Consider the following 25,932-nt stretch of genomic DNA (forward strand, 5'->3'; position numbering starts at 1 on the left):
GGGCTGGTCGTCGAGCTCCGCTGTCATGGCGACCTTTCGGCTGGTTTCACCCGAGGCCGATGGGTCGCTTCGACCGGATCTTCCCGGCCGCTTCGACTGCTTCCTACTGGTCGCTGTCGCTGTCAGCTAGCGGGTTGCTGTGGTTGTCAGGTGAGTGGCCGGTTCGAGTGTCGGCTGGCGGGTTGCTGTGGTTGTCGGCTGACGAGCCGGTTCGAGTGTCAGCCGGTTGGCCGCTCTGGTTGTCGGTCGACTGGTCGACCGGACTGTCCGGAGGCTGGTCGGTTGCGCTGCCGGGGGGCTGATTGCCTCGGTCGTCGGCAGTCGGGTCGTTCTCGGCTCCGGCCGGTGTCGCCTCGAACGGCACGGTATTGCCTGCGGCGTCACGCGTTCCGATACCGGCTTCGACAGCGGCTGCGAGGTCGGCGACGGTGGCCCAGGAGCGCGGGGGCTCGGCCTCGAGGTTTCCGATGGTGTACCAGCTGTCATTGCCTCGATAGCGGACCAAGCCCTTGCCGGTCTCGGCGACGGTGACATCGAGGTCGCCGGACACCGTCCCTTCCTCTTCGGTCATGACAGCTGCCCGGGCGGAAATCTCGATGATGTCGCTTATTTGAACTCTCCTCGACGGACGCAGTCCTCGACTGCGGTGCGCAACGCGGCGTGCTCGGCGGGATCAACGGTCAGCGCGTATTTTACCTTGACCTTGATGTATCGCTCGACATAGGCGCACCGGAAAGTTCCGGGAGGCAGATAGTTTGCGGCGTCTTGGTCACCCTTGGACCTGTTGGCCGACGGATCGGAGGCCTCCAGGTTGATCGCGTCGTTGGCGATGCGGCGGCGAGTGTCTTCATCACGCTTGTCAGCGCCCGATCGCCATGCCTCTGCCAGCGCGACGATGTGCTCGGCATCGACGGAAGCCGGATCGGTCATCCACTTGTACGGCTTGAGTTTTCCGGTCTTGGAATCGAGAAATCCGTACTCGTCGCGCCAGCCGCCGTCGCGGCCGACCTTCAGTTCGCAGGTTTTCGGATCGAGAGTGACCGAGCCGGTGGCGTCGCGAAGCATCATCACCTCGCGGCTGGTGCAGCGGCTGTACTGCGTGAAGTCCGGGCCGAACCCGTGTTCGGGCTTATTGGAATCCCAGTGCGGGAACTTCTCGCGGCTGTATCCGGCCATCGCCGCCTCGGGCGCGTCGACGAGCTGCCCGAGCAGCTCGGTGGCGTCCTTGCTGGAAACCGTTGCCGCGCTGGCCGAACCGGGTTCGCGTCCTTCGTCGCCTGCGGGCTTGTCGATATAGGCGTAGGCAATGGCTACGAGCACTGCGAGGCCGATGGGCGCACACACGGCGAAGATTCGACGCACGGTGCGGGAGGAGAACACATTCACGAGAACACCGACATCATCGAACTTCCTTACGCCAACACCGAACTGAGAACGGGCGTCAAGCTACCGGGTTCGGCTCGCTATGGAAGTCATTGTCCGTTATGACCTTCGGCACAGTCTATGGGAAACTTCGTGTGCGCCAAGGGGGCCGGAAACGCGGAACACCCCCGAGTCGACGTGCCGGCGCCGACTCGGGGGTGATCGATCACGATCGAGCGATTGTTTTGTCATGTGACGGGGGAGCGGGCCGGTTGTCCAGACCGGGGTCCGTGCCCAGCGTTCGAGACCGATGAGGGAGGTCTCGGGCGCTTGTCGCACGACCGGCTCGTCGTGACGGTTCAGGGATAGCAGTCGGGCGGTGGAGTGCGCGGATCTGTGTGTTGCCGATGCACCGCGTACCTCCGTTCAATCGCCCCGCTTCCTACGTAGGAAGATAGTAGATGATTGCCGATCTCTTTGCAATGACTTTACCTTCCGGGCGACTACTCCAGGTGGGTGTTGATAGAGGTTGAAATTGTTACTACCTGGATACGGAAATGCAGCTCATCTGCGGATGTGTGGATTGCGGTAGCGACGGTTCTGGCTACCATCGCGCACTATTGAGTGACGAGCGTCATAGTCCAACTGTGGGCCGGACGGTCACAGCAGCCCGAAGTCGTGTGTCCAAACCGGGTGAAGGCAGAAAAGCCGGATCCAGGAAAGGCGCACATCATGGCTACCGTCGACGTTCTCGACTCGTTCATCAACTACATCGACCTCGGCACCGGCTCGGTTCCGGTGGTGTTCCTGCACGGAAACCCGACCTCATCGCACCTGTGGCGCAAAGTGATTCCGCATGTCAGCGACCAGACCCGCATCCTGGCGCCGGATTTGATCGGCATGGGAGCCTCCGGGAAGCCCGACAGCGACTACCGCCTCACCGACCATGCCCGTTACCTGGACGCGTGGTTCGACGCGCTCGGGCTGGACCAGGTGATCATCGTCGGCCACGACTGGGGCGGTGCGCTCGCCATGGACTGGGCGGCGCGCCATCCCGGCCGGGTTCGCGGCGTCGCGCTGATCGAGACGTTCCTGCGGCCCATGCGCTGGGACGAGCTGCCACCGCTCGGCGCCGAACTGTTCCGCAAGTTCCGCACCACGGAAGGGGAGCGAATGGTGCTGGAGGAGAACACCTTCATCGAGTTCAACCTGCCGAAGGGCGTTGTCGATCTGTCCCCCGAGGACCATGACGTCTACCGTGCGCCTTACCCGACCCCGCAGTCGCGCAAACCGCTGCTGGTGTGGCCGCGCGAGTTCCCGCTCGACGGCGAACCAGCCGATGTCGTCGCCATCGTGGAGAACTACGGCCGCTGGATGGCGCAGTCGCCCGAGGTGCCGAAACTGGTGATGGCGCTGGACAACGGTGTCGGCCTCGGATCGCCCGAAGCTGTTGCCTGGGCGGCGGAGACATTCGCCGCGGTCGAGGTCGTTTCGGTGGGCGCCGCGGGCCATCACGCTCCGGAGGATCAGCCCGACGCCATCGGCGGCGCGGTGTCGGTCTGGATGCGCAAGCATGCGTTGACCGGGGTGCCCGCGAAGGCGTGAGTTTCGATCGTGATCGGCCCGGATGTCGTCCGCGGCGTTCGGTGGGGCGAGTTCGGTGGATCGGTGCCGGGTCTCGCGGGCGGAGACAGCGGGGGGGGGGGCGGGGGGGGGGGGGCCCCCCCCCCCCCCCCCCCCCGATCCGTGTTGTGTGGTGCGCTGGGATCACTTGCGCGGAGCCGGTGTCCGACGAAAGATCGTGAGGTGGACACCGAGCTCGACCCTGATTCGCCCGCCGCCGACGAGGTTGCCCTTGCCGGGGAACGGCAGCTGGTCGCGCGCGCGGTGGCCGGTGACAGTGCGGCGATTTCCGATGTCGTCCGCCAGTTGCAGGACCCGCTGTATCGGCTGGCCCTGCGCATGGTGTGGCGACCAGCCGAGGCGGAGGACGCGACGCAGGAGATCCTGCTGCGGGTGGTCGGCAACCTCTCGAGCTGGCGCGCCGAAGCGAAGCTGCTCACCTGGGCCTATCGCATCGGCGTCAATTATCTGCTGAATCTGCGCAGGCGGACCCCGCAGGAGGCGTCGCAGCTGAGCCTCGACGCCTACCGGGAAGGCTTGGCCGACGGACTCGCCGCCGAGGACTATCGCGGACCGGAGTCCGCGCTGCTCTCGGCCGAGGTTCGCCTCAACTGCAGCCAGGCCATGCTGCAGTGCCTGGCCCGTGACGAGCGCGTCGCCTTCGTGCTCGGCGAGGTCTTCGAGCTGACTTCCGCCGATGCCGCGTGGATCCTCGACATCACCGCACCCGCCTATCGAAAGCGGTTGGAGCGGGCCAAGAAGCGCATCGGGACTTTCCTGAACGCCACGTGCGGGGTCGCGAATCCCGAGGCTTTCTGCCGTTGCTCGCGGCGGGTGAACAAGGCGGTGGAACTCGGCAGAATCGATCCGCGCCGACCGCGGTTCGCGGCGCATTCGATCAGTGCGGGCGGCCGCACCGTGACCGAGGCCGAGGACCAGATGATCCGGTTGCACGACGCGGCCGCCGTCCTGCGCGCGCATCCCGATTACGCCGCGCCGGAGGCGAAAATGCAGGCGATCTCCGGGTTGCTGGACTCCGGGCGGTTCCCACTGCTCGATAAGTAGTGACATAGGTCACGGTGGTGTCGTGTCGGAGTCGGTCGACATCGTGTGTCGAAACGAGTGAAGGCAATACAAGCCGAACCGCTCCGATCCCTCTGCTGGACTGAGTACGTCCCGCTGCCGATGCGCTCGAGTGGATTCCGCCTGTTGGCGCGTGACCCGACTACGCCTGCGATCAGGCGGCGACGGGAGCGGGGCGGAGCAATGTTCCGGCCAGCAGACCACGGGCGGTCCGCACTGCCACCACGCCCCAAGCGCCGACCAGCACGATGTACAGCGCCACTGCGGTGGCCGCGAACAGGTTGGCGCCGGTGTGGCTGTAGAGGATGGTGCTGCCGGTGATGCAGGTGCCGAGGGGGAAGGTGAAGCCCCACCAGGTGAGGTTGAACTTCAGTGTGCCCGCGCGGGCGGTCTTGGCGGTGACGGCGATGGCGAGCGCCAGCCACAGCATGGCGAAGCCCCAGGTGACGACGCCGAAGATGACCGAGAAGACGGTCAGGCCCTTGGCGTAGAGGTCGGGTAGGGCGGTGGGGGCGGCGTTGGCCAAAAGACCTGCGGCGGTGACGGATTGGCCGAGGGGGCCGAGCACGAGCCACAAAGTGGGAACCATGCCCGCTTCGGGGGTGCCGTAGTGCACCAGCCGGGACCAGATCATGGTGATAGTGACGAGCGCGGCGATCAGGCTCATGCCGAACATGGCCAGGCACAGCACGATCATCGTCAGCCGGATCTGGCCCGCAGGCGCATAGGGCACCAGCAACGCACCCATGCCGGCCGACACCATCGGCGGCACAACGGGCATCAGCCATCCGCCGAACGCGGCATCCGGCTCGATGTGGTGATGGGTGAACATGCGGTAAGGAATCACGATCGCGGTCAGCAGTCCGAGCACGGTGCCCGCCGACCACAGCACCCAGTCCACGGTCACCGCCGCCGACAGGCCGATCACCTCGCGCCCGAGCAACAGCGTGCCCGCTCCGACGGTCAGCAGCGCCATCGGCGGAGCGCCGAAGAACTGCGACAGCACCGGGTGATTCCAGTGGTCACGCGCCGAGTCGGGAAAACGCACCCAGTGCACCGCCCACGCCGAACTCAGCACCACGAGCAGCAGCGCGGCCACCGCCCACACCACGGTCGCCGCACCCCGCAGCCCGGGGAACTGCAAGGGCAGCGTGGCGGCAGCGTTGCCGACAATCCCGGTCCCCATCACAGCGGCGAACCAGTTCGGCCCCAGATGCCGCAGCCCCGCCCGGCGGCGCAGTCGTTCCTCCCGCAGGGCGCTGAGCCGGTTCTCCCTGGCAGCGCTCGGCATGTCTTCGTGCACGGCTGCGAGGCGGCCCCGACGTGCGTCGTCGTAGTCGAGCTCGCCGAAGAGACGCCGCGATCGGGCGGGGTGAGGAGTCACTGTGGCGGTCATGTCTCCAGCGTCGCCGCTGGCGGACGTTGCGAGTAGCCACCGCGGTCCTATGGGTACATAGACTCGTTCTATGCCTCGCTCGGTGTGATGGCCCCGCGTCCCGGGGTGTGAACGTTCTGGACAACCCCGGCCCGTGTTCCGGGCGTCGTTCCAGAGTGACGCCGCCCGCACGCTGATCCGAGGGGCGCTGGAGAAGCGGCGTGACTAGTGGAGAGCGAATACGTCACTTCGAATATCTGATGACAGAGGCGGAATCATGCTTGACTCCGCGCGACGAGCGAAGCGAGCGGGCGTGGGTCGGGGAGTGCGGAGGTGATGCCGAGGTCTGGTCTCGCGCAGGAGTAGAAGCGGTCTCTCGCTTCGGATGCTGTGTTGAGGGCGAGTCGTACGGTTTCGGCGGTGACGGATTCATCGGTGTGCAGGGTTCGCAGCTGCCACACTTTCTGCTGCCAGTCGCGGGCGGCGTCTACCGTCGGGGCATCGCCGAGCAGCAGGATTGCCTCGAGCAGGTCTGCTCGTTTGTCCTCTGCGCCGGCAAGCAGTGGCAATCCCTCCGAGACCGGCAGCGTCTGGTGGCCCGGCCATAATTCGGGGTGTTTCGTGGCCGCCATCTTCACATGTAACCGGACCTCGTGCTTGATCGCCGCCGCATAGGCGACGTATGCCTCCCGCCGTGCGCTGTCCCACCGAGCTGCCTGATCACGGTTCCACTGCAATCGGTCCTTGCGGACGCCGAAGTGGTAGCTGACCCATGCGGATGTGACACCTGTGACGATCGCGATCGCAGCACTGTAGAGCGCAAGCATGGCTAGAGGTTACGTGGTGCCGTGAGATCCATAGAGTGTGGTTGCGATCGAACTAACTGCACCGCAAGATGATTCGCGTGTCTGCGGCTCACATTCAGGCCACGCCCTGGTGCGGAGGTTCTGCACGGCCCACGTCTGTCGGTGATGGCTTGTGTGTTCGAGCGGGCCGTCGGACACCGACGGCATAGGCTCGATCTATGCCCCTGTCGCCACGCGTCCCGGACCTGGCTGCGCTCGACCTGCTGCTCTCGGTCATCGAGCTGGGCAGCCTGGGCCGTGCCGCGGAGGCGCACGGCATCAGCCAGCCGTCGGCGTCCTCGCGGATCCGCTACCTGGAGAAGCTCGTCGGCCTGCCGGTCCTGGAACGCACGACGCTCGGCTCCCGGCCCACGCCCGCAGGTGCGCTCATCGCCGAGTGGGCGCGCGCCGTGGTCGGCGCGGCCGGGCAGCTCGACGCGGGCATCGACACTCTGCGGGCCGAACGCGACTCCCGCCTTCGCGTCGCCGCCAGCCAGACTGTCGCGGAATACCTGTTCCCCGGCTGGCTGATGACCTTGCGCGCCGCCGCACCCGATACCACCATCGCCTTGGAATCCGGCAACTCCGTCGAGGTCGCGCACGCTGTGCTCGACGGCAAGGCCGCCATAGGGTTCATCGAAAGCCCGCAGAACTTTCGTGGCATCGAAAGTCATATCGTGGCGCGGGACCGACTGGTCGTCGTGGTGGCCCCGCAGCACGGCTGGGCCCGGCACGGTGCGGTCGCTCTCGAGGAACTCGCCGAAACCCCGCTGATCCAGCGCGAAGTCGGGTCGGGCACCCGAACCTGGTTCGAGCACGCGATCTCACGCAGCATCCCGGGCTGGCAGCCTGCCGTTGCTCTGGAGCTGTCCTCGACGACCGCCATCAAAACCGCGGTCGCCTCGGGCGTAGGCCCCGCGGTTCTCAGCTCGCTGGCGGTCGCCGCGGAGATCACCGCAGGCACCCTGGTCTCGCCCAGTGTGACCGGCCTCGACCTCGCCCGCACGCTGCGTGCCATCTGGCCGAACGGTCAGCGGCTGACCGGCCCGGCCCGCGATCTCTACGCCATCGCTCGCCGCACTCCCTAGCCCTGCTGCATCGACACCGAAATGGCAAGGCCGACAACAGAATCAGCCCCGCCGGTGATCGGGTCCCAGCTAGGCCTCCTCGGGCTGCGCGGTAGGCGGAATCCCGGTGTCCAGGAAACGGATCAATCGATTGATCCGGGCGGTGTGGTCGACGCAGCGTTCCAGATGATTGCCGACGAGGGCGATATCGATGGAGGCATCCGTGGGGCCGGACCACGCGGGGCCGGTGAGCGCCGCGTGTAGTTGCCGGTGCAGCTCGTCCATGGTGGGTGCGTCGGATGCCGGTTCGGCGGGCGGTTGATGGCCGGTGGCGACCGCTTGGCCCGCGATGGCGGTGCGGTGCGCGGCGAGCCGGCCCATGGCCACCAGCAGGTCCATGATGGGCCGCGGGGCAACGAGTTCAGGGTGGGATTTGTAGACCTGCTCGGCGGCGCGGCTGATCAGCGTGCCGATTCTGGACAGTTCGCTGGCGATCTGGATGGCGGTCACCACGTGGCGCAGGTCCCTGGCGACCGGCGCTTGCAGCGCGAGCAACACCACGGTCCGCGCCTCGCAGGCGCTGTACATCTTCTGTAGCTGCTCGTCGAGCGCGAACACTTCGTAGGTGGCGGTGAGGTCGGCGTCGACGAGCGCATCGGTGACCCGCTCGGCGGCATCGTGAGCGAGCCTGCACATCAGCGTCAAGTCATTGGTCAACGCGACGAGCTCGCGAGTGAACTGGGTCCGCACCGGCAAATTGTCGCCTATCCGCGCGCAATCGAGTACTCGAAAGGCGTTTCGGCCGCCGCATCGGCCGGAACTCGCAGGCTGTGGCGTTGTGTCCGGCAAGATTCGCAGAGTGCGGGAGACTGTGGAATGAAGCGTGACGTCTCGGCGCAGTTGGATATCGCGGTCTCCGGGCCGACCACCCTCGAGTTCCAGATCGCCGTGGCCAGGCAACCGGGCATCGAGCTGACCGAGTCGCTGGTGTTCGACCTGGACGGCCGCACGATGGCGGCGCGGGAAATCCTCGGTCCGCACGGCACCCGCATTCACAAATTCGACGTCGGCACCGGTGCGCTGCAAGTGCGCTACAGCGCAACAGTCTTGGGTACCGCGATGGCCGAACCGATGTCGGACTACGACCTCGCGGTGTACCTGCGGCCGAGCTGTTTCGTCGAGTCCGACAAACTGCTCGGGTTCGTCGCAGCCGAATTCCCCAGCGGCGCAACGCCTGCGGACCTTGCCGCCCTCGTATCGTCCTGGGTCGCCCGTCGTGTCCGCTATGTCGCGGGCAGCAGCGACCCCATCGATGGCGCGGTGGAGACACTGCTGGCCGGGGCAGGTGTGTGCCGCGACTTCACCCATCTGCTGGTGGCGCTGTTGCGGGCGCTCAAAGTGCCGGCGCGCTTGGTATCGGTGTATGCGCCGGGGCTGTTTCCCATGGATTTCCACGCGGTCGCCGAGGCGTACATCGATGGCGGATGGCGGGTTCTCGACGCCACCCATCTCGCCCCGCGCATGTCGCTGATCCGCATCGCCACCGGCAGGGATGCCGCCGACGCCGCGTTCCTCGACAACCACGGCGGCGAGGTCTATGTGAGCAATATGCAGGTGAGCGCCACCATCGACGGCTACTTGCCCTTCGACAACGGCACCGACCCGGTCACGCTCTGGTGAGTGCGGACCGGGCCGCCGGTGCCGCTGCCCGTGATCCGGGAACTCTGCCAAGGCCAGGATTCGGTGTTACCGTCGATAGGTGCCGAGCAAGCGCGATACTCAACATCGAGTGGTGACGGCCTTTCAACGGCGGATCGGCAATCCGATCCTGCGCAGGCTGCCGAGTCAGCAGCTGCTCGAGACCACTGGTCGGGTGAGCGGTCAGCCACGCAGCACGCCGATCGGCGGACGGCGGATCGGCACCGAGTTCTGGCTCGTCTCCGAATTCGGCCAGCGCTCCCAGTACATCCGGAATATCAACGCGAACAACCGAGTTCGAGTGCGCCTGCACGGCAGGTGGCACACCGGCACCGCGCACCTGCTGCCCAAGGACGACGCCCGCGCCCGCCTGCGCCAGCTGCCGAAAGTCAACAGCTCGGCCGTTCGATTGGTCGGCACCGACCTGCTGACCGTCCGCATCGACCTGGACGACTGAGCCATGATCGACCGCTCGGGCGAACCGATCGAGCGGTGCCTGCCTACGCGCGACAAGCGAGCCGTTCGGATCGCTGGTGCTTGCGATCGCGGTGACTGTGATCGAGGTGTCCAACCCTGAGCTTGAACGGTTTAAATCCGCTGATCAGCGCATGAAGGAGCCCGGCACAGCAAGTCATTGGCCGCAGTGCCGGGCTCTCGTCGTGTGGAACCTACGCGCGGTTGAACTCGCCGTCCTGCACGCCAGCGGCGAAGGCATCCCACTCGTCAGGGGTGAACACCAGCGCCGGGCCGGTCGGGTTCTTGGAGTCCCGCACACCGACTAGACCCCCGTCCAGATGCGCTACTTCTACACAGTCGTTCCCTCCCGCGCTATAGGTGCTCTTGAACCAGAGCGCTCCGGACAGGTCTCTACTCACGGCGTGAACTCCTTCGCTGCCTGCCGCAACAGGCGTTTGCTTTCTGGCACGTCCAACGCTACCCGTTGGATCGCGTCGAAGGCCCGCCGATATCTCTGGACAGTGTCTGGCCGCTCTAGATAGATGTTCCCGGTGTAGCTCTCGACGTAGACAACCGGGGGCTCGAGCGGGTGCCCCTGGTCATCGGCCGCAAAGTCCAGGATCGTAAACGGCCCGGTCGAGATGCCGACCGGAAAGCCAGACGCGGACGGGAGCACTTGAACCCGAACGCGGGGAGGAAGGTCCGCTAAGTGGCGGAGCTGTGCGGACATCACCTTGTGGCCACCGACAACGCGCCGCATGACCGCCTCATCAAGCACCAGATCGACTGTCAGTGGTGCGAGGTCACGTGTGATGAGGGACTGCCTGTTTCGTCGCACACGGACGCGGCGCTCGATGTCATCCGTCGAATCCGTGGTGAAGTACACCCGGTCCAGTGCGCGCGCGTAGTCCAGGGTTTGAAACAGACCCGAAACCATGTCCGGTCGGTAAATGGTCAAATGCGCTGACGCTGCCTCCATCTGTAGATAGGCGTTGAACGTCGGATTAACTTGGTCGGGATACTCGTCCAGCCAGGATGGCGTCTTACCTTGGGCAGCAAGTGATCTCAGGATCGGCAACATCTCCGGCCGTTGATACAGCTTGCAAAGTCCCCGGAGGTCTTCATCTCTCGCGACCACGTTCGGAGCGCCGGTCTCTAGCCGGTGCAGGGTGCCTGCACCCCGCCCGATCGCCTTCGCGGCTATCTCGATCGATAGCCCCGTTTCTTGGCGCATTCCGCGCAGGCACCGCCCAAGGCTTCGGTAAGGCACACCCGAAGTCACGCCCACCTCCTGCGCGAGTTGTGCTGTCACCTGCCGGTTTTCCTTGCCCCCGCTGGGTTTCCCCATCTGCTGCACTCCTGTTCATGGAAGGCCCGCCCCCTTAGCCCTGGAAGGCACACACCCCCTGTTTTGGAAGATGCGCGAACCTCTCATGGAAGGCATGTCGCACACCGCGTGGAACCTATTGTGCAGGGCTTATGGAACGTTTGCAGGGGAAATGCGCCAACATCGGTGGAACTTCCATTGGAACGTCCAATTCGGTGGACCACGTGCTGAACTGAGTGAGCGCCCGGATAGATGGCTCTCTTCCCCTCGAGGAGCTATCGGGGGCGGGCGCACCCTAAGCCGCAGTCGAGCCCCGGAGGTCGGCCGATGCCGAACAACGAGCTTCCACAACGAGACCCGTTCGCCGGGCCGCCAAGCGCCTATGTGGGCGCAACCAATCTCGAGTTACTCGGAGCCGTCATGTGTGGGCTCCGAGGCGAACCGCCGAATCGTTCCGGTGCCGGGGTGTCGAGTCCCCCGGCATCGGGCGCACCAACTCCGCCGCCAACGCACGCAGAGGTCTAACCCGATGGAACACATACCGTTTGGCGACACACCGATGTCCCGCTGCATCTTCTATCGGCGGGTGTGCGATCTGCCCGCGTCCGTCGACCCACCGAGCATGGGCCGCATCATCATGAAAGCGACGCACGTGTGGGCGGTGAGAATGCCTGTGCCGCTTGGGCAGGCCGTCAGACACGATATGGGGCGTCGAGGTGCGGCTGTCGGTCCGATTCTGGCCCTGCCGAGGTCGGACCAGTGGCTGTACCTCATCCGCGCGGATGTCCCCGACGATGCCGCTGTGTTCGCTGACTTGTTTCGGAACCATGTGTCCGTTATCCGTGACGGTAGCGCGATGGCGTTGCCGTCACCCGCTGCCCGGTCGAGTGAGGCTCGCTATTGGGTCGAGCCGCCACGGGATACGTTCCGGCCTTCTGGGCTTGCCGTGATCGTCTCGGTTCGTGCGTGTTCGGGGCCGCGAAAGGTCCGGGAGGTGTCGCATGTCTGAATGTGGTTGCGGCCCGCGCATCAACCTGTCTCATTGCGGCGGAAGCGGTTTCAGCGCAGACGGCGCACTGATCAAGGTGATATGCCCCCAGCACTCGTGCCGGAAATGGGTGTCGCTGCTCGATGGCCGCATCGAGATGCACACCGGTGGCGATCCGCTGCAACGGTGCGGATGGACAGATGTCCGGGTGAAAGATGACCGCGAGGTGTTAGGGATCGCATGGCCGGATAGAGCCCACCAACCATCGGCACAGGCTCCCATCGAACCAGACGTGACCGCCGACCCGTCGAACAGCGAATCCCGATGACTGTTAAAGCGATCGGGCTGCTATTGCTCGATGTCAGCGGACCGCACCTGTTGCGAGACGAACGCGTCATCACCGAGTTGGCCGACCAGCACGGCTACACCCTGTTACGGCTGGTCACCATCAAGCACGACACGTTCATGCCGACCGTGCTCATCGTCGCCACAGCACGCAACCTGGGCGCCACCACGGTTATCGCGCCGAGCGTCGATCACATCAAGCACAACGCCCGCGCCATCGCAATAGCCTGCGACCTCATCACCCCGACCCACCGCATCCCCTGCACTTCCCCTGACCGACGAGGAGGCATGTCATGAGCACACCAGACGACGAATACCAAGCCGCCCTTGCTGAGTTCCGGCGCGCCTCGGATGCGTTTCATGACGGGGGCCTTCCCTCGACCGGGCCACTCGCGGATGCATACAACGCGGCTGCGGCCGGTCTGAAAGAGGCAGCGAATCATCGCTGCGAAACCGACGAGCCGACTAGATTCGATGCGCGGTGACATCAGACAGCCAACACGAGGGGAAGCCAGTGGACAACGACCAGATCGGTTTTGACATCGAATTCGACGAAAAGACCGAAGCATTTTTGGATTGGGTTGCGCCTGAACGCATGGAATCGGCGATACAGGCATTCCTCGCCGATACGATCCCGGGCATCGCTGATTACACGGATACGTGGTGGATGCCGCCTCTGTTGATTCGCGTCCTTGAAGCCGCGAAAGAAATTTTCGGCGATTGGGACAGATTCATTGCGCCCGAGAACCGGGACCGCGCCGATCAATTGGTGCGGTTCCTGGGCGAATGCTGTATACGACGACACCCCGGCATGGCTTGGACGAAGAATCCCGAATCTACATGGCCGTTGTATTCCGGTTTTGCCCCGGCTGTCCATTATGTCAAAAGCGGTAATGGGGCAACCATGAAGCGTATTGCAAAATGGCTTTTCGACGACGACGGTCCCGGCATGGTCGAACACAGTATTCGGACGGCTGGAAGACCTGCCTGATTCAAACTCGGCAAGGGGGGTGCTGTGCCCGACGGCTATGACGCCAGTCGACGCAACCTGTCCAACTATGAAAAGGGCCTGTATTTCGAACTCGGGCGGGCACAAATCCGAGACGAAACCCCGGATAGGGGATGGGTTAAGCAATTCGAAATCAGGATCGGGCACGAGCAGGATCGGCGTAGATTCGATTCTGCTCGCACCGATGGTCAGGGCGTGAGGAGTGTCGAACGCAAGTCGGGGCGGGTCAATGAAAGTGACGCGCGAGGCCAGCTGGGTTTGGAGCGGGAAGCCCTCGACTCCGGGCAACTGACACACAGCACATGGGAAACGGTCGAAGGCGAAAAAGTCCCGGATAAAGTGCTCGGCGACATGCAGGAATTAGAACGCGATTTCCCCGGACAGTTCCGACATGAGATCGTTTCGCGCGCCGATGCGGCGCGGGCCATCCAGCTCGGGCAATCCCTGATGTCCAAACAACTCGAACTGATCAGGGCATACGAGCTGACTCGTGCCGACCGTGCACGTAAACGGTTGGAGAAGATCCGGGAAATCGTGCGGGTGCGCGAGGAGAAGGCCCGCGAGAGAGAAAAGGAGCAGCGGGAAAAAGTCGCTGAGCTGGCGAAGGCACGCGAGCGGGCCGAGAAGTTCGAGCGGATGCAGCAGTTCCGGGAAGCCGCCGCGCGTGGCCGGGTGGAAGCCCCGCAACGGGTACAGGCCGAACGTGACCGACAAGCCGAGAAGGCGAAGGCGCGCGCGCCGGAAACCGAGCGTGAACGTGTTCAACGCGAAGCGGCTGAACGGGCGATACGGGAATTCCCGTTCCCAGCACCCAATCAGACCCGAGACCGGGAGGCCGCCGATGCCGCAACCGTGGAACGTGAAGACAAGGCACGGGCGGAACGCGAAGCCGCGAAAGAACGCGAGCGCGAATCCGCCAAGACTCTGGAGGAGCTGAACAGGGCGCGAGACGCGGCGTTCGGGCACCTGGACGAAGGAGGCCGCCTGTCGGAGGCGGAACGGCTGGCTTGGTCGGGACAGGCTCACCACCCCCGAGCGGCTGTGCTGGAGCCACCCGGTCACGCCCCGAGCGTTGAACGAGGCGGCACCGGCCAAGGGCAGGACCGCGCGCGCGGTATATCTCGGGAGCGATGAACCTCATGGTCGCCACATGACGACCCTGGCACCCATCCCCCACCCGGCAGCGTCGCGGCAGGATATCGGTCAGGTGTGCCTGACGCCGCCGTCGCTGCATGATCACGATCCCGTGTGGCCGAGTGCGGACAGTTTGCTGACACGATGGTTGGCATGATCCGTGCGTCGACTACCCGCTGGACCGTGTTCGTACCCCTCCTTGCCGCCGCTGCGCTGGTTCTGACCTGGGGGCGAAGTCTGCATTCGGTGGGTGTGATCATCGTGGTCGTGGCGTTGATTGGCGCGGTTCTCGCGGCGGTGAGTCACGCGGAGGTGGTTGCGCATCGGGTGGGCGAGCCGTTCGGATCGCTGGTGCTCGCGATCGCGGTGACGGTGATCGAGGTGGCGCTGATCGTCACGCTGATGAGTTCGGGCGGCGAGAAGACCGCTTCACTTGCGCGCGACACGGTGTTCGCGGTCGTGATGATCACCTGCAACGGCATCTTCGGTCTGTCGCTGTTGGTCGGCGCGCTGCGCAGGCGGGTCGCGGTGTTCAACGCCGAGGGTACCGGTGCCGCGCTGGCCACGGTGGCGACGCTGGCCACGCTCAGTCTGGTGTTGCCGACGTTCACCACGAGCAAGCCGGGTCCGGAGTTCTCGACCGCCCAGCTGGCGTTCGCGGCGGTGGCCTCGCTGGCGCTGTACGGGTTGTTCGTCATGGTGCAGACGGTGCGTCATCGCGACGACTTCCTGCCGGTGGAAGGCGATGGCGTGGTCACCGACGACGATGTCCGCGACGAGCGGCCGTCGGTGCGTGCCACGCTGATCAGTCTTGCGCTGCTGATCGTTTCGCTGATCGGTGTCGTCGGGCTTGCCAAGGTGGTGTCGCCGTCCATCGAGTCGGCGGTCGGGACTGCCGGGCTGCCGCCGTCAGCGGTCGGTGTGGTGATCGCGCTGCTGGTGCTGCTGCCGGAGACCCTCGCCGCGGTGCGGGCCGCTCGTCGCGACCAGGTGCAGATCAGCCTCAACCTCGCGCTCGGTTCGGCGATGGCGAGCATCGGCCTGACCATCCCGGCGATCGCGCTGGCAAGTATCTGGCTAGAGGGTCCGCTGGTGCTCGGTCTCGGCGCCACCCAGATGGTGCTACTCGGTTTGACGGTTGTGGTGGGTGTGCTCACCGTCGTGCCCGGTCGGGCGACACTGCTCCACGGTGGCGTCCACCTGGCGTTGTTCTCGGCTTTTGTGTTCCTGGCCGCCAGTCCGTAGCGACCGTGACCGGAACCATGAATAACTTGGCTGAGCGTGGATAACGATGAATAAATGGCGGGGGTCATACAATCGCAATTTTGTGTAACCGCGCGTAGCGATTAGCTTGCTGGAGTAGGCATTGACGCCGGATCCGGAGAGTGCGGCATGAACTTCGACACACCACGCGCGGCGTGCGCCGCGGGATGGCATCGCCGATGACACCGGAAATGCCCACCGCGACAAGCGAATCCGCGACCACGATCGTCCGCGAGAATTTCTCGGACACCGTTGTGTCTTCGGTGCGGTCCTTCGGTCGCGCCGTCGGTGTCGCGCAGGAGTCGGTAACCGGCGCGGCGGTCCGGAGCTGAAGTCTCTGATGCCCGGATTGCGGCCGTTGACCGATGCGGTCACCGCCACCGCGCCACGCATCGACCTCGGCAGCCTGATCGGTCAGGCCCTGCACGAGACCGGTGACGACGCGATCAGGGTCCGCGTCACCGTCAAGTAGTCGGCAAATTTTCGGCATCCTGGGCTCGGTGGCTTCTACCTGCGGCGACACGGCGTGTCGAAGTTGATATTTTGCAGCGCAACTTTCGGTAACGTGCCACATGGCGAGCTTTTCGTGACGGTGTAGTCCCAACGAAGGCGGTGCGATGGTGGAACCCGGCGGCAGTTCGGAGCCCGGCGGCGGAACCGACAACACGCGGATGTTGGCCGTCGCGGCCGTCCTCACCGGGGTGCTCGCATTGGTGGTCGCGGCCGCACTGGTCCTGCGCACCGATTCGAAAGCCGATGACGACAAGAACACGCCGTCGGCGACGTCCAGCTCGGCCACAGCCCGGCCGACCGCGACGTCCGCGGGCAGGCCCGTGCACGTATCACCAACCATTCGGCCATCGAGCCCGGCGCTGCCGCGCGTCCAGCCGGTGCGCCGGATCGGCGACGACTGCTCACACGACAACATCGTCGCCCAATGGCATCTGCGCGAGGGAATATGGGTGTGCGTGCCGCGGCCGCAGGGTGGTGACGTGCATCAGATCGGGGACGATTGTTCCGCGGGTGGCATTGCCGCCCAGTGGGGCCTGGCCCCGGACGGGCTGTGGGTGTGCGCTCCGCTGGAGCAGCGAAATGTCGAACATCGGATCGGGGACGATTGTTCCGCGGGTGGCATTGTCGCCCAGTGGGGCCGGGCCCCCGACGGGCTATGGGTGTGCGCTCCGGTGGAGCATGGCCGCGAAGAACATCGGATCGGGGACGACTGCTCGCACGATGGCGTCATCGCGCAGTGGGGGCGCACGCCCGAGGGGCATTGGGTGTGTATTCCACCAGCGCCGGCCGGCGAGGAGCCCGCGCCGCCGCCCGCGGTACCAGGCGAAATTCGATAGACACGGCTGAGATGCTCGATGGGTGATTGTCGTCCCGGATTTCTTCGCCAACCGCTTAGTCGACATGGAACCAGAGGCCGAGGCCTGGCTCGATCGGCTGCCCGAACAAGCCGCCGAATACGCCGACCGTTGGCAAGTGCGCATTGTCGGCGAGCCGATGCACGGATACGCGGGCATCGTGCTGCCGGTGCTCGGAAACGACGGCACTCCCGCCGTCCTGAAACTCAGCTACATCACCCCGGAAACCCGCGACGAGCCCCTCGCCCTCGCCGCCTGGCAGGGGCAGGGCGCGGCGCAGTTGCTCGACAGCGACCCTGAGCACGGTGTGCTCCTGCTCGAGCGCCTCGATCCCAGCCGGTCGCTGGAAACCGAGCCGATCGATGCGGCGGTGCCGATCATCGCGGGTCTGCTGCGCCGCCTCGCCATCCCCGCGCCGTCCGGCCTGTCCCGCGACCTCAGGACCGAGGCCGAACGCTGGGCCGAGGAATTGCCGAGCGAATGGGAGCGACTCGGCTCCCCCTTCCCACGCAAGATGCTCGACGCCGCCGTCGAGGTGTGTCGGCAACTGGGACCGACCGCGGACCGTCTACTGGTGAACGAGGACCTGCACTTCGAGAACGTGCTCGGCGGCTTCCGTGAAACCTGGCAGGTCATCGACCCGCAGCCGCTGGTCGGCGACCTCGAATTCACCATGCTCTCGCTGCTGTGGAACCGCCGTACCGAGTCCGCCCTCGACGACCGCTTCGCCGCCGTCGTCGACATCGCGGGTCTCGACGCCGAACGTGCCCGCGCCTGGACACTGTTGCGCGCTGTCCAGAACTGGCTCTGGTTCGTGGAGGACGAGGACACCGAAGACTTCGGCTGGCCCGCTGTCCAAGCCATCGCCCCCTGGGCGATGCGCTGAACCCCCGGCAATGAAACGAAAGCTGGCTCGGCACATCACCCGCCCGGCCCCCGCCCCGTCGCGCAACCAGGTGCGCGCGAACACAACCGTGACCAGACCGCCCGACAAGTCCGCGACCCGCCGCCTGACTCGTCGCCGGTGAGCTGCTCGGCGGGCAGTAGGCATGGTCGAAACTTGCCCGAGTAGGCATTGCCTCGAGGGCGTGAGTACCGAATGAACGCCGGTGCCGGCGGTGGGTTCGATTCCGTGGACACCGCCCATGCGCTTACCGAACTTGCGCTCCGCCCGGGCGCGGCACCGACCCGGCCGGTTGGTCGGATCCGAACAGGCGTCCCCACCACGGTTTTCACCGGGTGAAGGCGGGGATGACGAATCGGTCGACGACGGTGCGTTCGGTGGTGGGATCGCTTGCGGGCCAGAACAATAGCGACAGCACCACGCGGACGATCCATTGTCCCGCGGCCGGATCGTCGGCGGTTGCGGTGAGGGTGGTCGCGGCGTCCGCGAGTCGGGGGTTGCCCGCGAGGAAGGTGCCGACTTCCTGCGGAGTGCTCGCGGCGAGAAAGGCGACGGCTACCGGGTCGGCGCGGACGGCGTCGAGGGCGGCGAGGATGGCTGCCGCGACGCGGTCGGGGCCGGTGAGTGTGGCGATCGAGCGCTGGATGGTCGTGGCGATCCGGGTGGTCGCGGCCGTGAGCACGGCCTCGCGCACAGCGGACTTGCCGCCGACGTAGCGGTAGACGGTGGCACGGGAGCAGCCCGCGTGCGCGGCGACGTGGTCGATGTTGAGTCCGGCCATTCCGTGGCGTGCGATCAGCTCGGCGGCGGCCGCGTGGATGCGTTCGACGGCGAGCGCGTGGCGGTCGCCGCCGGCCAGCCAGTCGGGCCGCGGCCCCGAACGGACACTCGTGGAGGCGACCGGCGGGGATCGGCGTGTTTCGGTGGAAGGTGTCCGGGTCGGCCGGTCGGGCATCGCCGAGCTCCTGTTCTGCGTAGAGATACGGTTGAACAATTTTGTCTCACATTGAGACATATTGAAAGAGGTATCCACGGTGGTCCGCAGGTGGGCGAACTGCCTGAGAAACGGTGTGACCTGGTGATTCGAGGTCGGTTTCTCAGTTTTCCGAGGCTATTGACGAGGGTCGTCGCGGGCGCGAAATCTGGTGTGTGAAAGCAGATATCGCGTGTGGAGGAAAGGCGGATCGGATGACCCGTGCGTTGGATGAGATCGATGTGTTCGACCAGGGGTTGCTCGACGATCCGTACCCGCTGTACGAGCGACTTCGGACAACCGCACCGGTGCACCGAGTCGCCGATACCGATTTCTACCTGGTGAGTCGCTGGGATCTGGTGAGGGAGGCGACCACCAGGGTCACCGACTTCTCCTCGAATCTCACCGGCGCGCTGGTGCAGCAACCCGACGGGTCGGCGGCGGTGTTCGACATGGACGGCGGCGGCCGGGCCGTGCACGTCTTGGCCACCGGCGACGATCCCACCCACATGGCGCATCGCAGGGTGGTCCTGCCCGCCCTCGTCGCGAAACGCATTCGAGCGCTGGAACCGGCGATCGCCGCGAACGTGGATCGGCTGTGGGAGGACGGTTTTCGTGACGGCGGCATCGAATGGATGTCGGCGCTGGCCGACCGGCTGCCGATGATCATGGTGGCGGGCCTGGTCGGTTTGCCCGACGAGGCTATTCCGCAGCTCGTGGCCTGGGGTTACGCCAGCACCGAGCTGCTCGGTGGTGTGGTGACGACCGAGCGGCTCGGCGTCGTCGTCACCGCTGCTGCCGAACTCGCCGGATACCTGCATCGACAGTTCATGGACGCGCGCGCCCACCCCGGTGACAACCTGCTCGGCGACCTCGCGAAAGCCTGTGCCGCGGGCGAACTCGACACCGAGGTCGCCGTGCTGATTCTCGTCCAGCTGGTCGGCGCGGGCGGCGAATCCACGGCGGGCCTCATCGGCAACGCCGCTCGACTGCTCGCCACCGATCCGACCCTCCAGCACCGGCTGCGCGAGGACCAGGACCTCCTCGTGCCGTTCCTCGAAGAGGCCCTCCGGGTGGAATCGCCCTTCCGCGCCCATCACCGGCACGTCGTCGCCGACACCACCCTCGGCGAGGTCTCGCTCCCCGCGGGCAGCCATCTCCTCCTGCTCTGGGGCGCCGCCAACCGAGACCCCGCCGTCTTCCCCGACCCCGACGAGATCCGCCTCGACCGCGCCGCCCAACGCAATCACCTCGCCTTCGGCAAAGGCATCCACTTCTGCGTCGGCGCCACCCTCGCCCGCCTCGAAGCCAGACTCGCGCTGCACACCCTCCTGACCCGCACCACCTCGTTCCGGCTCGCTCCGGAACCCGCAGCCGCCCAATGGGTCCCGAGCATCTTCGTCCGCCGCCACCACCGACTGTCCCTGGTGATCGATCGAAACCTGTCGTAGTCGAGCGACTTCCACCGATCGGCTGTCCGGCGCTCCATGGTGTGTCACTCGTGCGGTGGAGCGTGGCGTGTGGGTCAGGCGTGGGCGGTTTTGCCGCCGTCGATGACCAGTTGGGCGCCGGTGAGGTAGGGGTGCTCGTCGGAGGCGAGGGTCAGTGCGAACGAGGCGATTTCCTGTGGCGTCGCCAGGCGGCCGAGGCCGGGGACGTTGGACTTGGCCCACTGTTTCATCAGGACCTGCCAGCCATCGTCGGGGAGGGCTTCCATGCCCGCGGCGCGGCGGACCAGCTCGGTGTCGGTGGTGCCGGGGATGAGGGTGTTGACGCGGATGCCGTCGGCGGCGTAGTCGAGGGCGGCGGATTGGACCAGACCGGCGAGGCCGCGCTTGCTGGCTGTATAGGCGGCGCGGCTCGAGTCCGTGGCGAGGGCGTTGCTGGACGCGGTGACGACGATGGTGCCGCCGCCCGCGCGCAGCAGGTGCGGCACCTCATACTTGATCGCGAGGAAGGTGCCGCGCAGGTTGGTGTGCAGCACCCGGTCGAACTCCTCGACGCTGTACTCGTGCAACTTCTTCTGAATGGTGATCCCGGCATTGTTGAACGCCACGTCGAGGCGACCGTAGGCGCGCACCGCGGCGTCGACGAACTCCCGCACATCGTCTTCGACGAGGACGTCGGCACGAAAATAGGTGGCCTCACCGCCGGCCGCGCGGATCTCCCGCTCTACCTCCTGACCGCGCTCGACCCGCCTGCCGCAGAACGCGACTCGGCCACCCTCCGCCGCGAACAGTCGAGCGGCAGCCGCGCCGATCCCGGACGTCGCACCCGTGATCAGCACAACCTTGTTCTCGAAACGGCGCAACCCCGACGGACGAAAAGCGGGCGGATTCGAATTCGCGCCGAGCGCCACCCCACCCGCCAGGCCGGCCGTCGCGCCGACCACCAGCCCCGAGGCCGCAGCCAAGCCGAACAGGGTGCGCCGGTTGGGCTTCCCCGAGGACACTTCGGAAGTTGCTGTGTCGATGTCATTCTCATCGTGCGTCATGCCACAACCGTCGCCGAGCCGCGCGCCGACCGATTCCCTCGATGAGCCCGTGTCGCGGCCTCGAGTAGGGCGGGCGGCTCCTCCCGTGGAAGGAGTCGGATCGGTCGACTGCGTGCGGCCGCGTCGGGCCTTCGGTCGGGATGCCGGGGTTGGCGTTGGTGTCGACATGTCGGCCGCGCGGCCGGTAGGAGGAGCGATACTCCTCCAACGGGAGGAACCGGGTGGCGGGGATGCCGGGCATTATTGTTTGCGTGGTGGATTCGGCAGGTGTGACTCGCGGGGTCGAGTGGGTGCTCGATGCGCGGTCGCTGCCGGTGCGCTTGATCGCGCTCGGTGCGTCGGCGGTGGGTTGTCTGCTGCTGCTTTCGGATCCACCAGGGCTGGTGGACTGGGTGATCGCCCTACTGGCGGTGCTGGCGACGGCGGGGGGTGTGCGCTGGCCACTGGTCACCTCGCTCGTCACGACCGGGCTGCTCGCCGTCGGGTTCGAGATCGGCCAGGTGGGGCCGGTGGTTGCCAAGGTCGCCGCCGCCATCGCCCTGATCGAGCTGGCGGCGCGGCGGGGCGGGTGGCAACCCCTGCTGGCATCGGCGGCATTGGGTGGCGCGTATCTGTTGCATCCGGCGGGGGTCCTCGCCGCGGCCGGCTATCGCGCACTCGTCATGGCGGGTGCGCCGCTGCTGATCGGCAGTCTGCTACGGGCGGCGCGTGAGGGTGCGGAACGGGCCAGGCGGGAGGTGGGGGAGCTGGCGCTGCGCCGCGAGTCCGATATCGCGGTGGCGCGGGCGTTGGAACGCACCGCCATCGCCAGAGAGCTGCACGACCTTATCGCCCACCATGTTTCGTCTACCGTGCTGCGCGTTGGAGTGGCCAGGCATGCGGTCCCCGATGCGCCGCCCGCCGTGCGCGAGGTACTCGACGACATCCACGCCAGCGGCACCGAAACCCTCGCCGACCTGCGATTGCTCGTATCGATCCTGCGCGATCCGGTCATGGCAGGCGAATCCTTCATTGCACCAACGGATTTGCCCGCCGCTCTGACCGATGTCGCGGACCGCGCCGCGCAACTGGGCCACATCGTCGAGGTGCGCGTCGACGACGCCGTCACTACCGTCGACGCGCTCCGGGCACTGACGCTATTGCGCCTCGCTCAGGAAGGCATCGCGAACATCGTGAAACATACGGCCCCCGGCACGAAAGCACGGCTGACCATCGATGTCATCGACGGCGGCACCGTCGATTTCGTGTTATGCGATAGGGGGATACGCAGCGAACCGAACGGAACCGGCCTCGGCCTCGGCCTGGTCGGGCTGCGCGAGCGAGTCGAACTACTCGGCGGTGCGCTCACCGTGGGGCCAGGTGAGATGGGATGGCAGCTGGTCGCACGGCTGCCCGCCGCAGCACGGGTGTCGACGTGAGTGTGCGGTTTCGGAGGGCGATTCGGCGTCTGGTTGCGCACCTGTCCGAGGTGGCGATGTGAGCGCGCACCTCTGGAGGGTGATGTGGTTGCCGCGTTGGGCCGTGCGGTGGCGGCGATCGCTTGTAGTGAGAGTCCGGTTCCGGAAGGTGACTTTGCTGTTCGATCGAGCAATGGTGTGGTGGCAGGTTTCCGCTCGCGTGTTCGCCGCAGCGCACGTGATGGCTCGGCGCCGGGCCGCGGGGCGACCCGCTGTGACCGGGTGCGGGTCATGACCATTCGGGTGCTCATCGTCGACGACCAGCAGTTGGTGCGGGCCGGGTTGCGGATGCTGTGCCAAACCGATCGTGAGCTCGAGGTGGTCGGGGAGGCGGCCGGTGGTGGGGACGCGGTTCGGCTGGCCGAGCAGAGCGTGCCGGATGTTGTGCTGATGGATCTGCGGATGCCGGGCATGGATGGAATCCAGGCCACCGAAAGGATTCTCGCGACTCGCCCCGCGATTCGGATCGTCGTGCTGACCACCTTCGACGACGACGATCACCTCTATCCGGCGCTTGCGGCGGGTGCCTGCGGATTCCTCGTCAAGGATGCGTCTCCGACCGACCTGCTCGACGGCATCCATCGCGCCGCCGTCGGCGAATCTCCCTTCACCCAAGCCATATTGCAAAGGTTGGTCGGCTCGGCAGTGGCGGCACGTGCGGCGACGGGTGTGGAGAACCTGGCGAATTCCACCGCGCCCCAGGGGCTCACACCACGCGAGGCCGAGGTGCTCGCCCTCGTCGTCACCGGCCTCTCCAACGCCGAGATCGCGGACCGACTGCACCTGGGCGTCACTACGGTCAAAACCCACATCGCCAACCTCATGGCAAAAACCGGCGTCACCAACCGCGTTCGACTCGCCGTGCTCGGAACCCGGATCCAACGGCCGGGTCCTTTGTAGCGCCAGCGGTGTCGATTGTTCGGTACGTGTACTGGGTGCACATCGGCGACGGCAATGCCGTTCGCTACCACGAGAGTTCGCTGTGCGTCGGCAACAAGGTGGCCTTGGGCAAGGGCGACGTCGTCGAGGCCGACCTCGGGAGCGAAATCGGTGAGTTGACGCTGATCGCGCACTGGTGGTCAGCCGGTGTGTTGTTCGATCCTCGTCGGGCGGGGTCGGCACCTGCTGTGCCGATGGCGCTCAGTGTGGGTGCTGCGCAGCGTATCTCGCGCGTTCGGCAGCGCGCCGCCGTGCGCGTTCCGGGTTCTCCAGATCGGCGGGCAGGCCATGTTCGGCGAGTCGGTGCGCGCGGTTCATCGGCATGAAAGCTGTGGTGTAGAAGAGCGCGAGCAGCACTGCGAGCAGGACCATCGAGCCGCGGAGCCAGAGTTCGCCGGGAAACAGCAGGAACACCGCGAACAGCGGGGTGAAGGGGACCATGCCGCGCAGGAGATGGCGTGGGGCGGCGTATTTTCCGGTGAGGTCGTTGCGGACCCAGTCGCGCAGGGAATCGGGGAGGCGGCGACCGAAGGCGTAGCCGATCCATTGAATCGGGTTGGGGCGTGCCTGGCTCATCGGCGGACTCCTGTCGTTGTGCCGGAGGGCTTTTCGTCATCACCCAGCAGAGCTCGGCGGGCGGCCTCGTTGACCCGGTTGAGGACGTCGCGCAGTTCTTCCAGATCCGACATCGGTACACCGAGGCGCGCCACCACGGCCGGCGGGATTTGCTCGGCCTGCTTGCGCAATTCGATGCCGGCTGGGGTCAGGTCGACCAGTAGGTTTCGCTCGTCGCGCAGATCGCGGGTCCTGGTGATCAGTCCGGCCGCTTCCAATCGCTTGAGTAGCGGAGACAGTGTCGGGGAATCCAGCTGGATCGCTTCGGCGATCGCCTTGACTGACATCGGCGCCTCGCCCCACAGTGCGAGCATCACCAGATACTGCGGGTGGGTCAGCCCCAGCGGTTCGAGCAGCGGGCGGTAAACGCCGAGCACCGCGCGGTTGGCGACGGCCAACGCGAAACACACTTGGCGATCCAACTGCAGTGGGTCGTCGATCCGAGTCTCCATCGCTCCTCCTGATTCCCTGACAGGTTAGCGCATTAATAATTAGTGCATGAAGTAAATGTGCGCGACACCTCACGCCGCAGCGCCGATAACACGCCGGATCTCGATAGCGTGTGCGCATGAGTCATGACGCTGTCGCTGCGCGTCCGCGCATCCATGAGCTCGACGCCGTGCGCGGTATGGCGCTGTGCGGGATTCTGGTCGTCGACATCTGGCAGATCACCGATATGTCGGCGACCGTCGCACCAGGAATCATCGATCCGGCCCGGCATGTGCTGTCGGTGCTGTTCGAGGGACGGTTCTTTCCGATCTTCTCGTTTTTGTTCGGGTTGAGTTTCGCCCTGTTTCTCGACAGCGCGCCGCGGCGCACCGATCGGCCGCGACTGGTGTTGGCGCGCAGGCTGGTGGCGCTCGGCGTGCTCGGCGCGGTCCATCACGTGTTCCAGCCCGGTGAGGTGCTGCTCCCGTACGCGATTGTCGGGTTGGTGATCTTGCTGCCCGCCGCGGGACTCCCCAGGTGGATCCTGCTGCTCGCCGGAGCCGCGGGGACCGTCGGTGTCGCGCTCACGCTCGGCGGCGGACTCGCCATGGTGCCGGGACTGTTCTTGCTCGGCCTGGCCGCCGACCGCTTCGGCATCCTCGACCAGCTGCGCGATCGGGGCTGGCTACTCGCCCTTGCCTTCGCGGCATCGGTGCCTGCCGCTGTGTTCGCGGGGATGTGGGAGTTCCGCACGCCATACCTGGAACTGTGGACCAGCGTCGCGGCACCGGTCGCCGGACTGCTCGGCGCGCTGGCGTATTCGACCGGCTTCCTGCTGTTCCTGCGCACCGACACCGGGGAAGTGTGCTCCGAGGTGCTCGAGCCGATGGGCCGGATGGCGCTGACCAACTATGTTTCGGCCACCGCGCTGATCCTGGTCGCCGACCCGTGGCTCGGCCTGTCCGGCTCCACCCGCTACGGTTCGCTGCTCGGCTCGGTGGCCGCGATCATTCTGGTGCAGGCGCTGTTCAGCTCCTACTGGCTGCGCTGGTTCCGCTACGGTCCGATCGAATGGATCTGGCGTTGCCTCACCTGGTGGCAGCTCGTGCCCAACCTGCGCACCCGCGAAGAACGACGGCAACCCGCCGTCATCGCCGGTGCGCCGCGGTGGTGACGTGC

General features: G+C 66.1%; 29 protein-coding genes. 18 read left to right on the top strand and 11 right to left on the bottom strand.

Annotated elements, in window-relative coordinates:
- Positions 1–103: 103 nt before the first annotated feature.
- Positions 104–571 (bottom strand): hypothetical protein, encoded by a 468-nt coding sequence (locus ACFU4Z_RS27160; RefSeq protein WP_379067954.1) that lies wholly within the window; start codon positions 569–571, stop codon positions 104–106.
- A 35-nt stretch (positions 572–606) separates the two neighbouring features.
- Positions 607–1,386, bottom strand: coding sequence for an HNH endonuclease family protein (locus tag ACFU4Z_RS27165; RefSeq protein WP_379067957.1), 780 nt, complete (start codon positions 1,384–1,386; stop codon positions 607–609).
- Between the two features lie 708 nt (positions 1,387–2,094).
- Between ACFU4Z_RS27165 and ACFU4Z_RS27170 the strand changes: the two genes are divergently transcribed.
- Both ACFU4Z_RS27170 and ACFU4Z_RS27175 read left to right on the top strand, forming a co-directional pair.
- Entirely contained in the window at positions 2,095–2,967 is an 873-nt protein-coding gene (locus ACFU4Z_RS27170; RefSeq protein WP_379067960.1) for a haloalkane dehalogenase, read from the top strand.
- Between the two features lie 201 nt (positions 2,968–3,168).
- Positions 3,169–4,050, top strand: a complete 882-nt coding sequence (locus ACFU4Z_RS27175) for an RNA polymerase sigma factor (RefSeq protein WP_379067963.1) — start codon at positions 3,169–3,171, stop codon at positions 4,048–4,050.
- A 172-nt stretch (positions 4,051–4,222) separates the two neighbouring features.
- On the opposite strand, the gene ACFU4Z_RS27180 is transcribed toward ACFU4Z_RS27175, so the two are convergent.
- Both ACFU4Z_RS27180 and ACFU4Z_RS27185 read right to left on the bottom strand, forming a co-directional pair.
- On the bottom strand, positions 4,223–5,464 hold the full coding sequence (locus tag ACFU4Z_RS27180) for a TDT family transporter (RefSeq protein ID WP_379067966.1): 1,242 nt from the start codon (positions 5,462–5,464) through the stop codon (positions 4,223–4,225).
- Positions 5,465–5,718: 254 nt separating this feature from the next.
- Entirely contained in the window at positions 5,719–6,270 is a 552-nt protein-coding gene (locus ACFU4Z_RS27185) for a hypothetical protein (protein WP_379067969.1), read from the bottom strand.
- 197 nt (positions 6,271–6,467) lie between these two features.
- Between ACFU4Z_RS27185 and ACFU4Z_RS27190 the strand changes: the two genes are divergently transcribed.
- Entirely contained in the window at positions 6,468–7,376 is a 909-nt protein-coding gene (locus tag ACFU4Z_RS27190; RefSeq protein ID WP_379067971.1) for a LysR family transcriptional regulator, read from the top strand.
- A gap of 69 nt (positions 7,377–7,445) precedes the next feature.
- Here ACFU4Z_RS27190 and ACFU4Z_RS27195 read toward each other — a convergent pair whose 3' ends face one another.
- Entirely contained in the window at positions 7,446–8,105 is a 660-nt protein-coding gene (locus ACFU4Z_RS27195; RefSeq protein WP_379067974.1) for a phosphate uptake regulator PhoU, read from the bottom strand.
- A 126-nt stretch (positions 8,106–8,231) separates the two neighbouring features.
- Between ACFU4Z_RS27195 and ACFU4Z_RS27200 the strand changes: the two genes are divergently transcribed.
- Entirely contained in the window at positions 8,232–9,035 is an 804-nt protein-coding gene (locus ACFU4Z_RS27200; protein ID WP_379067976.1) for a transglutaminase family protein, read from the top strand.
- Positions 9,036–9,114: 79 nt separating this feature from the next.
- Positions 9,115–9,510: a nitroreductase/quinone reductase family protein gene (locus tag ACFU4Z_RS27205; protein ID WP_379067979.1), complete on the top strand. Its 396-nt coding sequence runs from the start codon at positions 9,115–9,117 to the stop codon at positions 9,508–9,510.
- A gap of 211 nt (positions 9,511–9,721) precedes the next feature.
- Here the strand turns inward: ACFU4Z_RS27205 and ACFU4Z_RS27210 are convergent, their stop codons facing one another.
- Both ACFU4Z_RS27210 and ACFU4Z_RS27215 read right to left on the bottom strand, forming a co-directional pair.
- A complete protein-coding gene (locus tag ACFU4Z_RS27210; protein ID WP_379067982.1) occupies positions 9,722–9,928 on the bottom strand; it encodes a DUF397 domain-containing protein in 207 nt (68 codons plus the stop codon).
- Positions 9,925–10,857 carry a helix-turn-helix domain-containing protein gene (locus ACFU4Z_RS27215; protein WP_379067985.1) on the bottom strand — a complete coding sequence of 311 codons (933 nt, stop codon included), beginning with the start codon at positions 10,855–10,857 and terminating at the stop codon, positions 9,925–9,927. Before ACFU4Z_RS27215 ends, ACFU4Z_RS27210 begins: the two co-directional genes overlap by 4 nt.
- A 1,291-nt stretch (positions 10,858–12,148) precedes the next feature.
- Between ACFU4Z_RS27215 and ACFU4Z_RS27220 the strand changes: the two genes are divergently transcribed.
- From ACFU4Z_RS27220 to ACFU4Z_RS27260, 9 genes are all read left to right on the top strand, one after another.
- Positions 12,149–12,466, top strand: coding sequence for a hypothetical protein (locus tag ACFU4Z_RS27220; RefSeq protein ID WP_379067988.1), 318 nt, complete (start codon positions 12,149–12,151; stop codon positions 12,464–12,466).
- The gene (locus ACFU4Z_RS27225) at positions 12,463–12,654 is read left to right on the top strand and encodes a hypothetical protein (protein WP_379067990.1); all 192 of its coding nucleotides are present in this window, start codon (positions 12,463–12,465) and stop codon (positions 12,652–12,654) included. The genes ACFU4Z_RS27220 and ACFU4Z_RS27225 overlap by 4 nt, the downstream gene beginning before the upstream one ends.
- 29 nt (positions 12,655–12,683) lie before the next feature.
- Positions 12,684–13,160: a hypothetical protein gene (locus ACFU4Z_RS27230; RefSeq protein ID WP_379067993.1), complete on the top strand. Its 477-nt coding sequence runs from the start codon at positions 12,684–12,686 to the stop codon at positions 13,158–13,160.
- 24 nt (positions 13,161–13,184) lie between these two features.
- Entirely contained in the window at positions 13,185–14,312 is a 1,128-nt protein-coding gene (locus ACFU4Z_RS27235; RefSeq protein WP_379067996.1) for a hypothetical protein, read from the top strand.
- 153 nt (positions 14,313–14,465) lie between these two features.
- On the top strand, positions 14,466–15,557 hold the full coding sequence (locus ACFU4Z_RS27240) for a calcium:proton antiporter (protein WP_379068000.1): 1,092 nt from the start codon (positions 14,466–14,468) through the stop codon (positions 15,555–15,557).
- Between the two features lie 209 nt (positions 15,558–15,766).
- Entirely contained in the window at positions 15,767–15,907 is a 141-nt protein-coding gene (locus ACFU4Z_RS27245) for a hypothetical protein (protein ID WP_379068003.1), read from the top strand.
- A gap of 8 nt (positions 15,908–15,915) precedes the next feature.
- On the top strand, positions 15,916–16,047 hold the full coding sequence (locus tag ACFU4Z_RS27250; protein WP_379068006.1) for a hypothetical protein: 132 nt from the start codon (positions 15,916–15,918) through the stop codon (positions 16,045–16,047).
- 145 nt (positions 16,048–16,192) lie between these two features.
- On the top strand, positions 16,193–16,924 hold the full coding sequence (locus ACFU4Z_RS27255) for a hypothetical protein (protein WP_379068009.1): 732 nt from the start codon (positions 16,193–16,195) through the stop codon (positions 16,922–16,924).
- Positions 16,925–16,946: 22 nt separating this feature from the next.
- Positions 16,947–17,828, top strand: coding sequence for an aminoglycoside phosphotransferase family protein (locus tag ACFU4Z_RS27260; protein ID WP_379068011.1), 882 nt, complete (start codon positions 16,947–16,949; stop codon positions 17,826–17,828).
- 346 nt (positions 17,829–18,174) lie between these two features.
- Here the strand turns inward: ACFU4Z_RS27260 and ACFU4Z_RS27265 are convergent, their stop codons facing one another.
- On the bottom strand, positions 18,175–18,801 hold the full coding sequence (locus tag ACFU4Z_RS27265) for a TetR/AcrR family transcriptional regulator (protein ID WP_379068014.1): 627 nt from the start codon (positions 18,799–18,801) through the stop codon (positions 18,175–18,177).
- Positions 18,802–19,034: 233 nt separating this feature from the next.
- Here ACFU4Z_RS27265 and ACFU4Z_RS27270 point away from each other — a divergent pair, with 233 nt between their 5' ends.
- Positions 19,035–20,270, top strand: a complete 1,236-nt coding sequence (locus tag ACFU4Z_RS27270; protein ID WP_379068017.1) for a cytochrome P450 — start codon at positions 19,035–19,037, stop codon at positions 20,268–20,270.
- Between the two features lie 74 nt (positions 20,271–20,344).
- On the opposite strand, the gene ACFU4Z_RS27275 is transcribed toward ACFU4Z_RS27270, so the two are convergent.
- Complete coding sequence (locus ACFU4Z_RS27275) at positions 20,345–21,313, bottom strand: SDR family NAD(P)-dependent oxidoreductase (protein ID WP_379068020.1); 969 nt, start codon at positions 21,311–21,313, stop codon at positions 20,345–20,347.
- A 254-nt stretch (positions 21,314–21,567) separates the two neighbouring features.
- On the opposite strand from ACFU4Z_RS27275, the gene ACFU4Z_RS27280 reads away from it, so the two are divergent.
- On the top strand, positions 21,568–22,731 hold the full coding sequence (locus ACFU4Z_RS27280) for a sensor histidine kinase (RefSeq protein WP_379068023.1): 1,164 nt from the start codon (positions 21,568–21,570) through the stop codon (positions 22,729–22,731).
- A gap of 270 nt (positions 22,732–23,001) precedes the next feature.
- Positions 23,002–23,670: a response regulator gene (locus tag ACFU4Z_RS27285; protein WP_379068026.1), complete on the top strand. Its 669-nt coding sequence runs from the start codon at positions 23,002–23,004 to the stop codon at positions 23,668–23,670.
- A gap of 240 nt (positions 23,671–23,910) precedes the next feature.
- On the opposite strand, the gene ACFU4Z_RS27290 is transcribed toward ACFU4Z_RS27285, so the two are convergent.
- Together ACFU4Z_RS27290 and ACFU4Z_RS27295 are read right to left on the bottom strand one after the other, a co-directional pair.
- A complete protein-coding gene (locus ACFU4Z_RS27290; protein WP_379068029.1) occupies positions 23,911–24,285 on the bottom strand; it encodes a DUF5313 family protein in 375 nt (124 codons plus the stop codon).
- Positions 24,282–24,776, bottom strand: a complete 495-nt coding sequence (locus ACFU4Z_RS27295) for a MarR family winged helix-turn-helix transcriptional regulator (protein ID WP_379068032.1) — start codon at positions 24,774–24,776, stop codon at positions 24,282–24,284. Before ACFU4Z_RS27295 ends, ACFU4Z_RS27290 begins: the two co-directional genes overlap by 4 nt.
- Positions 24,777–24,892: 116 nt before the next feature.
- On the opposite strand from ACFU4Z_RS27295, the gene ACFU4Z_RS27300 reads away from it, so the two are divergent.
- Positions 24,893–25,927: a DUF418 domain-containing protein gene (locus tag ACFU4Z_RS27300; protein WP_379068035.1), complete on the top strand. Its 1,035-nt coding sequence runs from the start codon at positions 24,893–24,895 to the stop codon at positions 25,925–25,927.
- Positions 25,928–25,932 lie beyond the last annotated feature (5 nt).

Origin of the sequence: Nocardia sp. NPDC057440 (assembly GCF_042802915.1) — a bacterium.
Lineage (GTDB): Bacteria > Actinomycetota > Actinomycetes > Mycobacteriales > Mycobacteriaceae > Nocardia.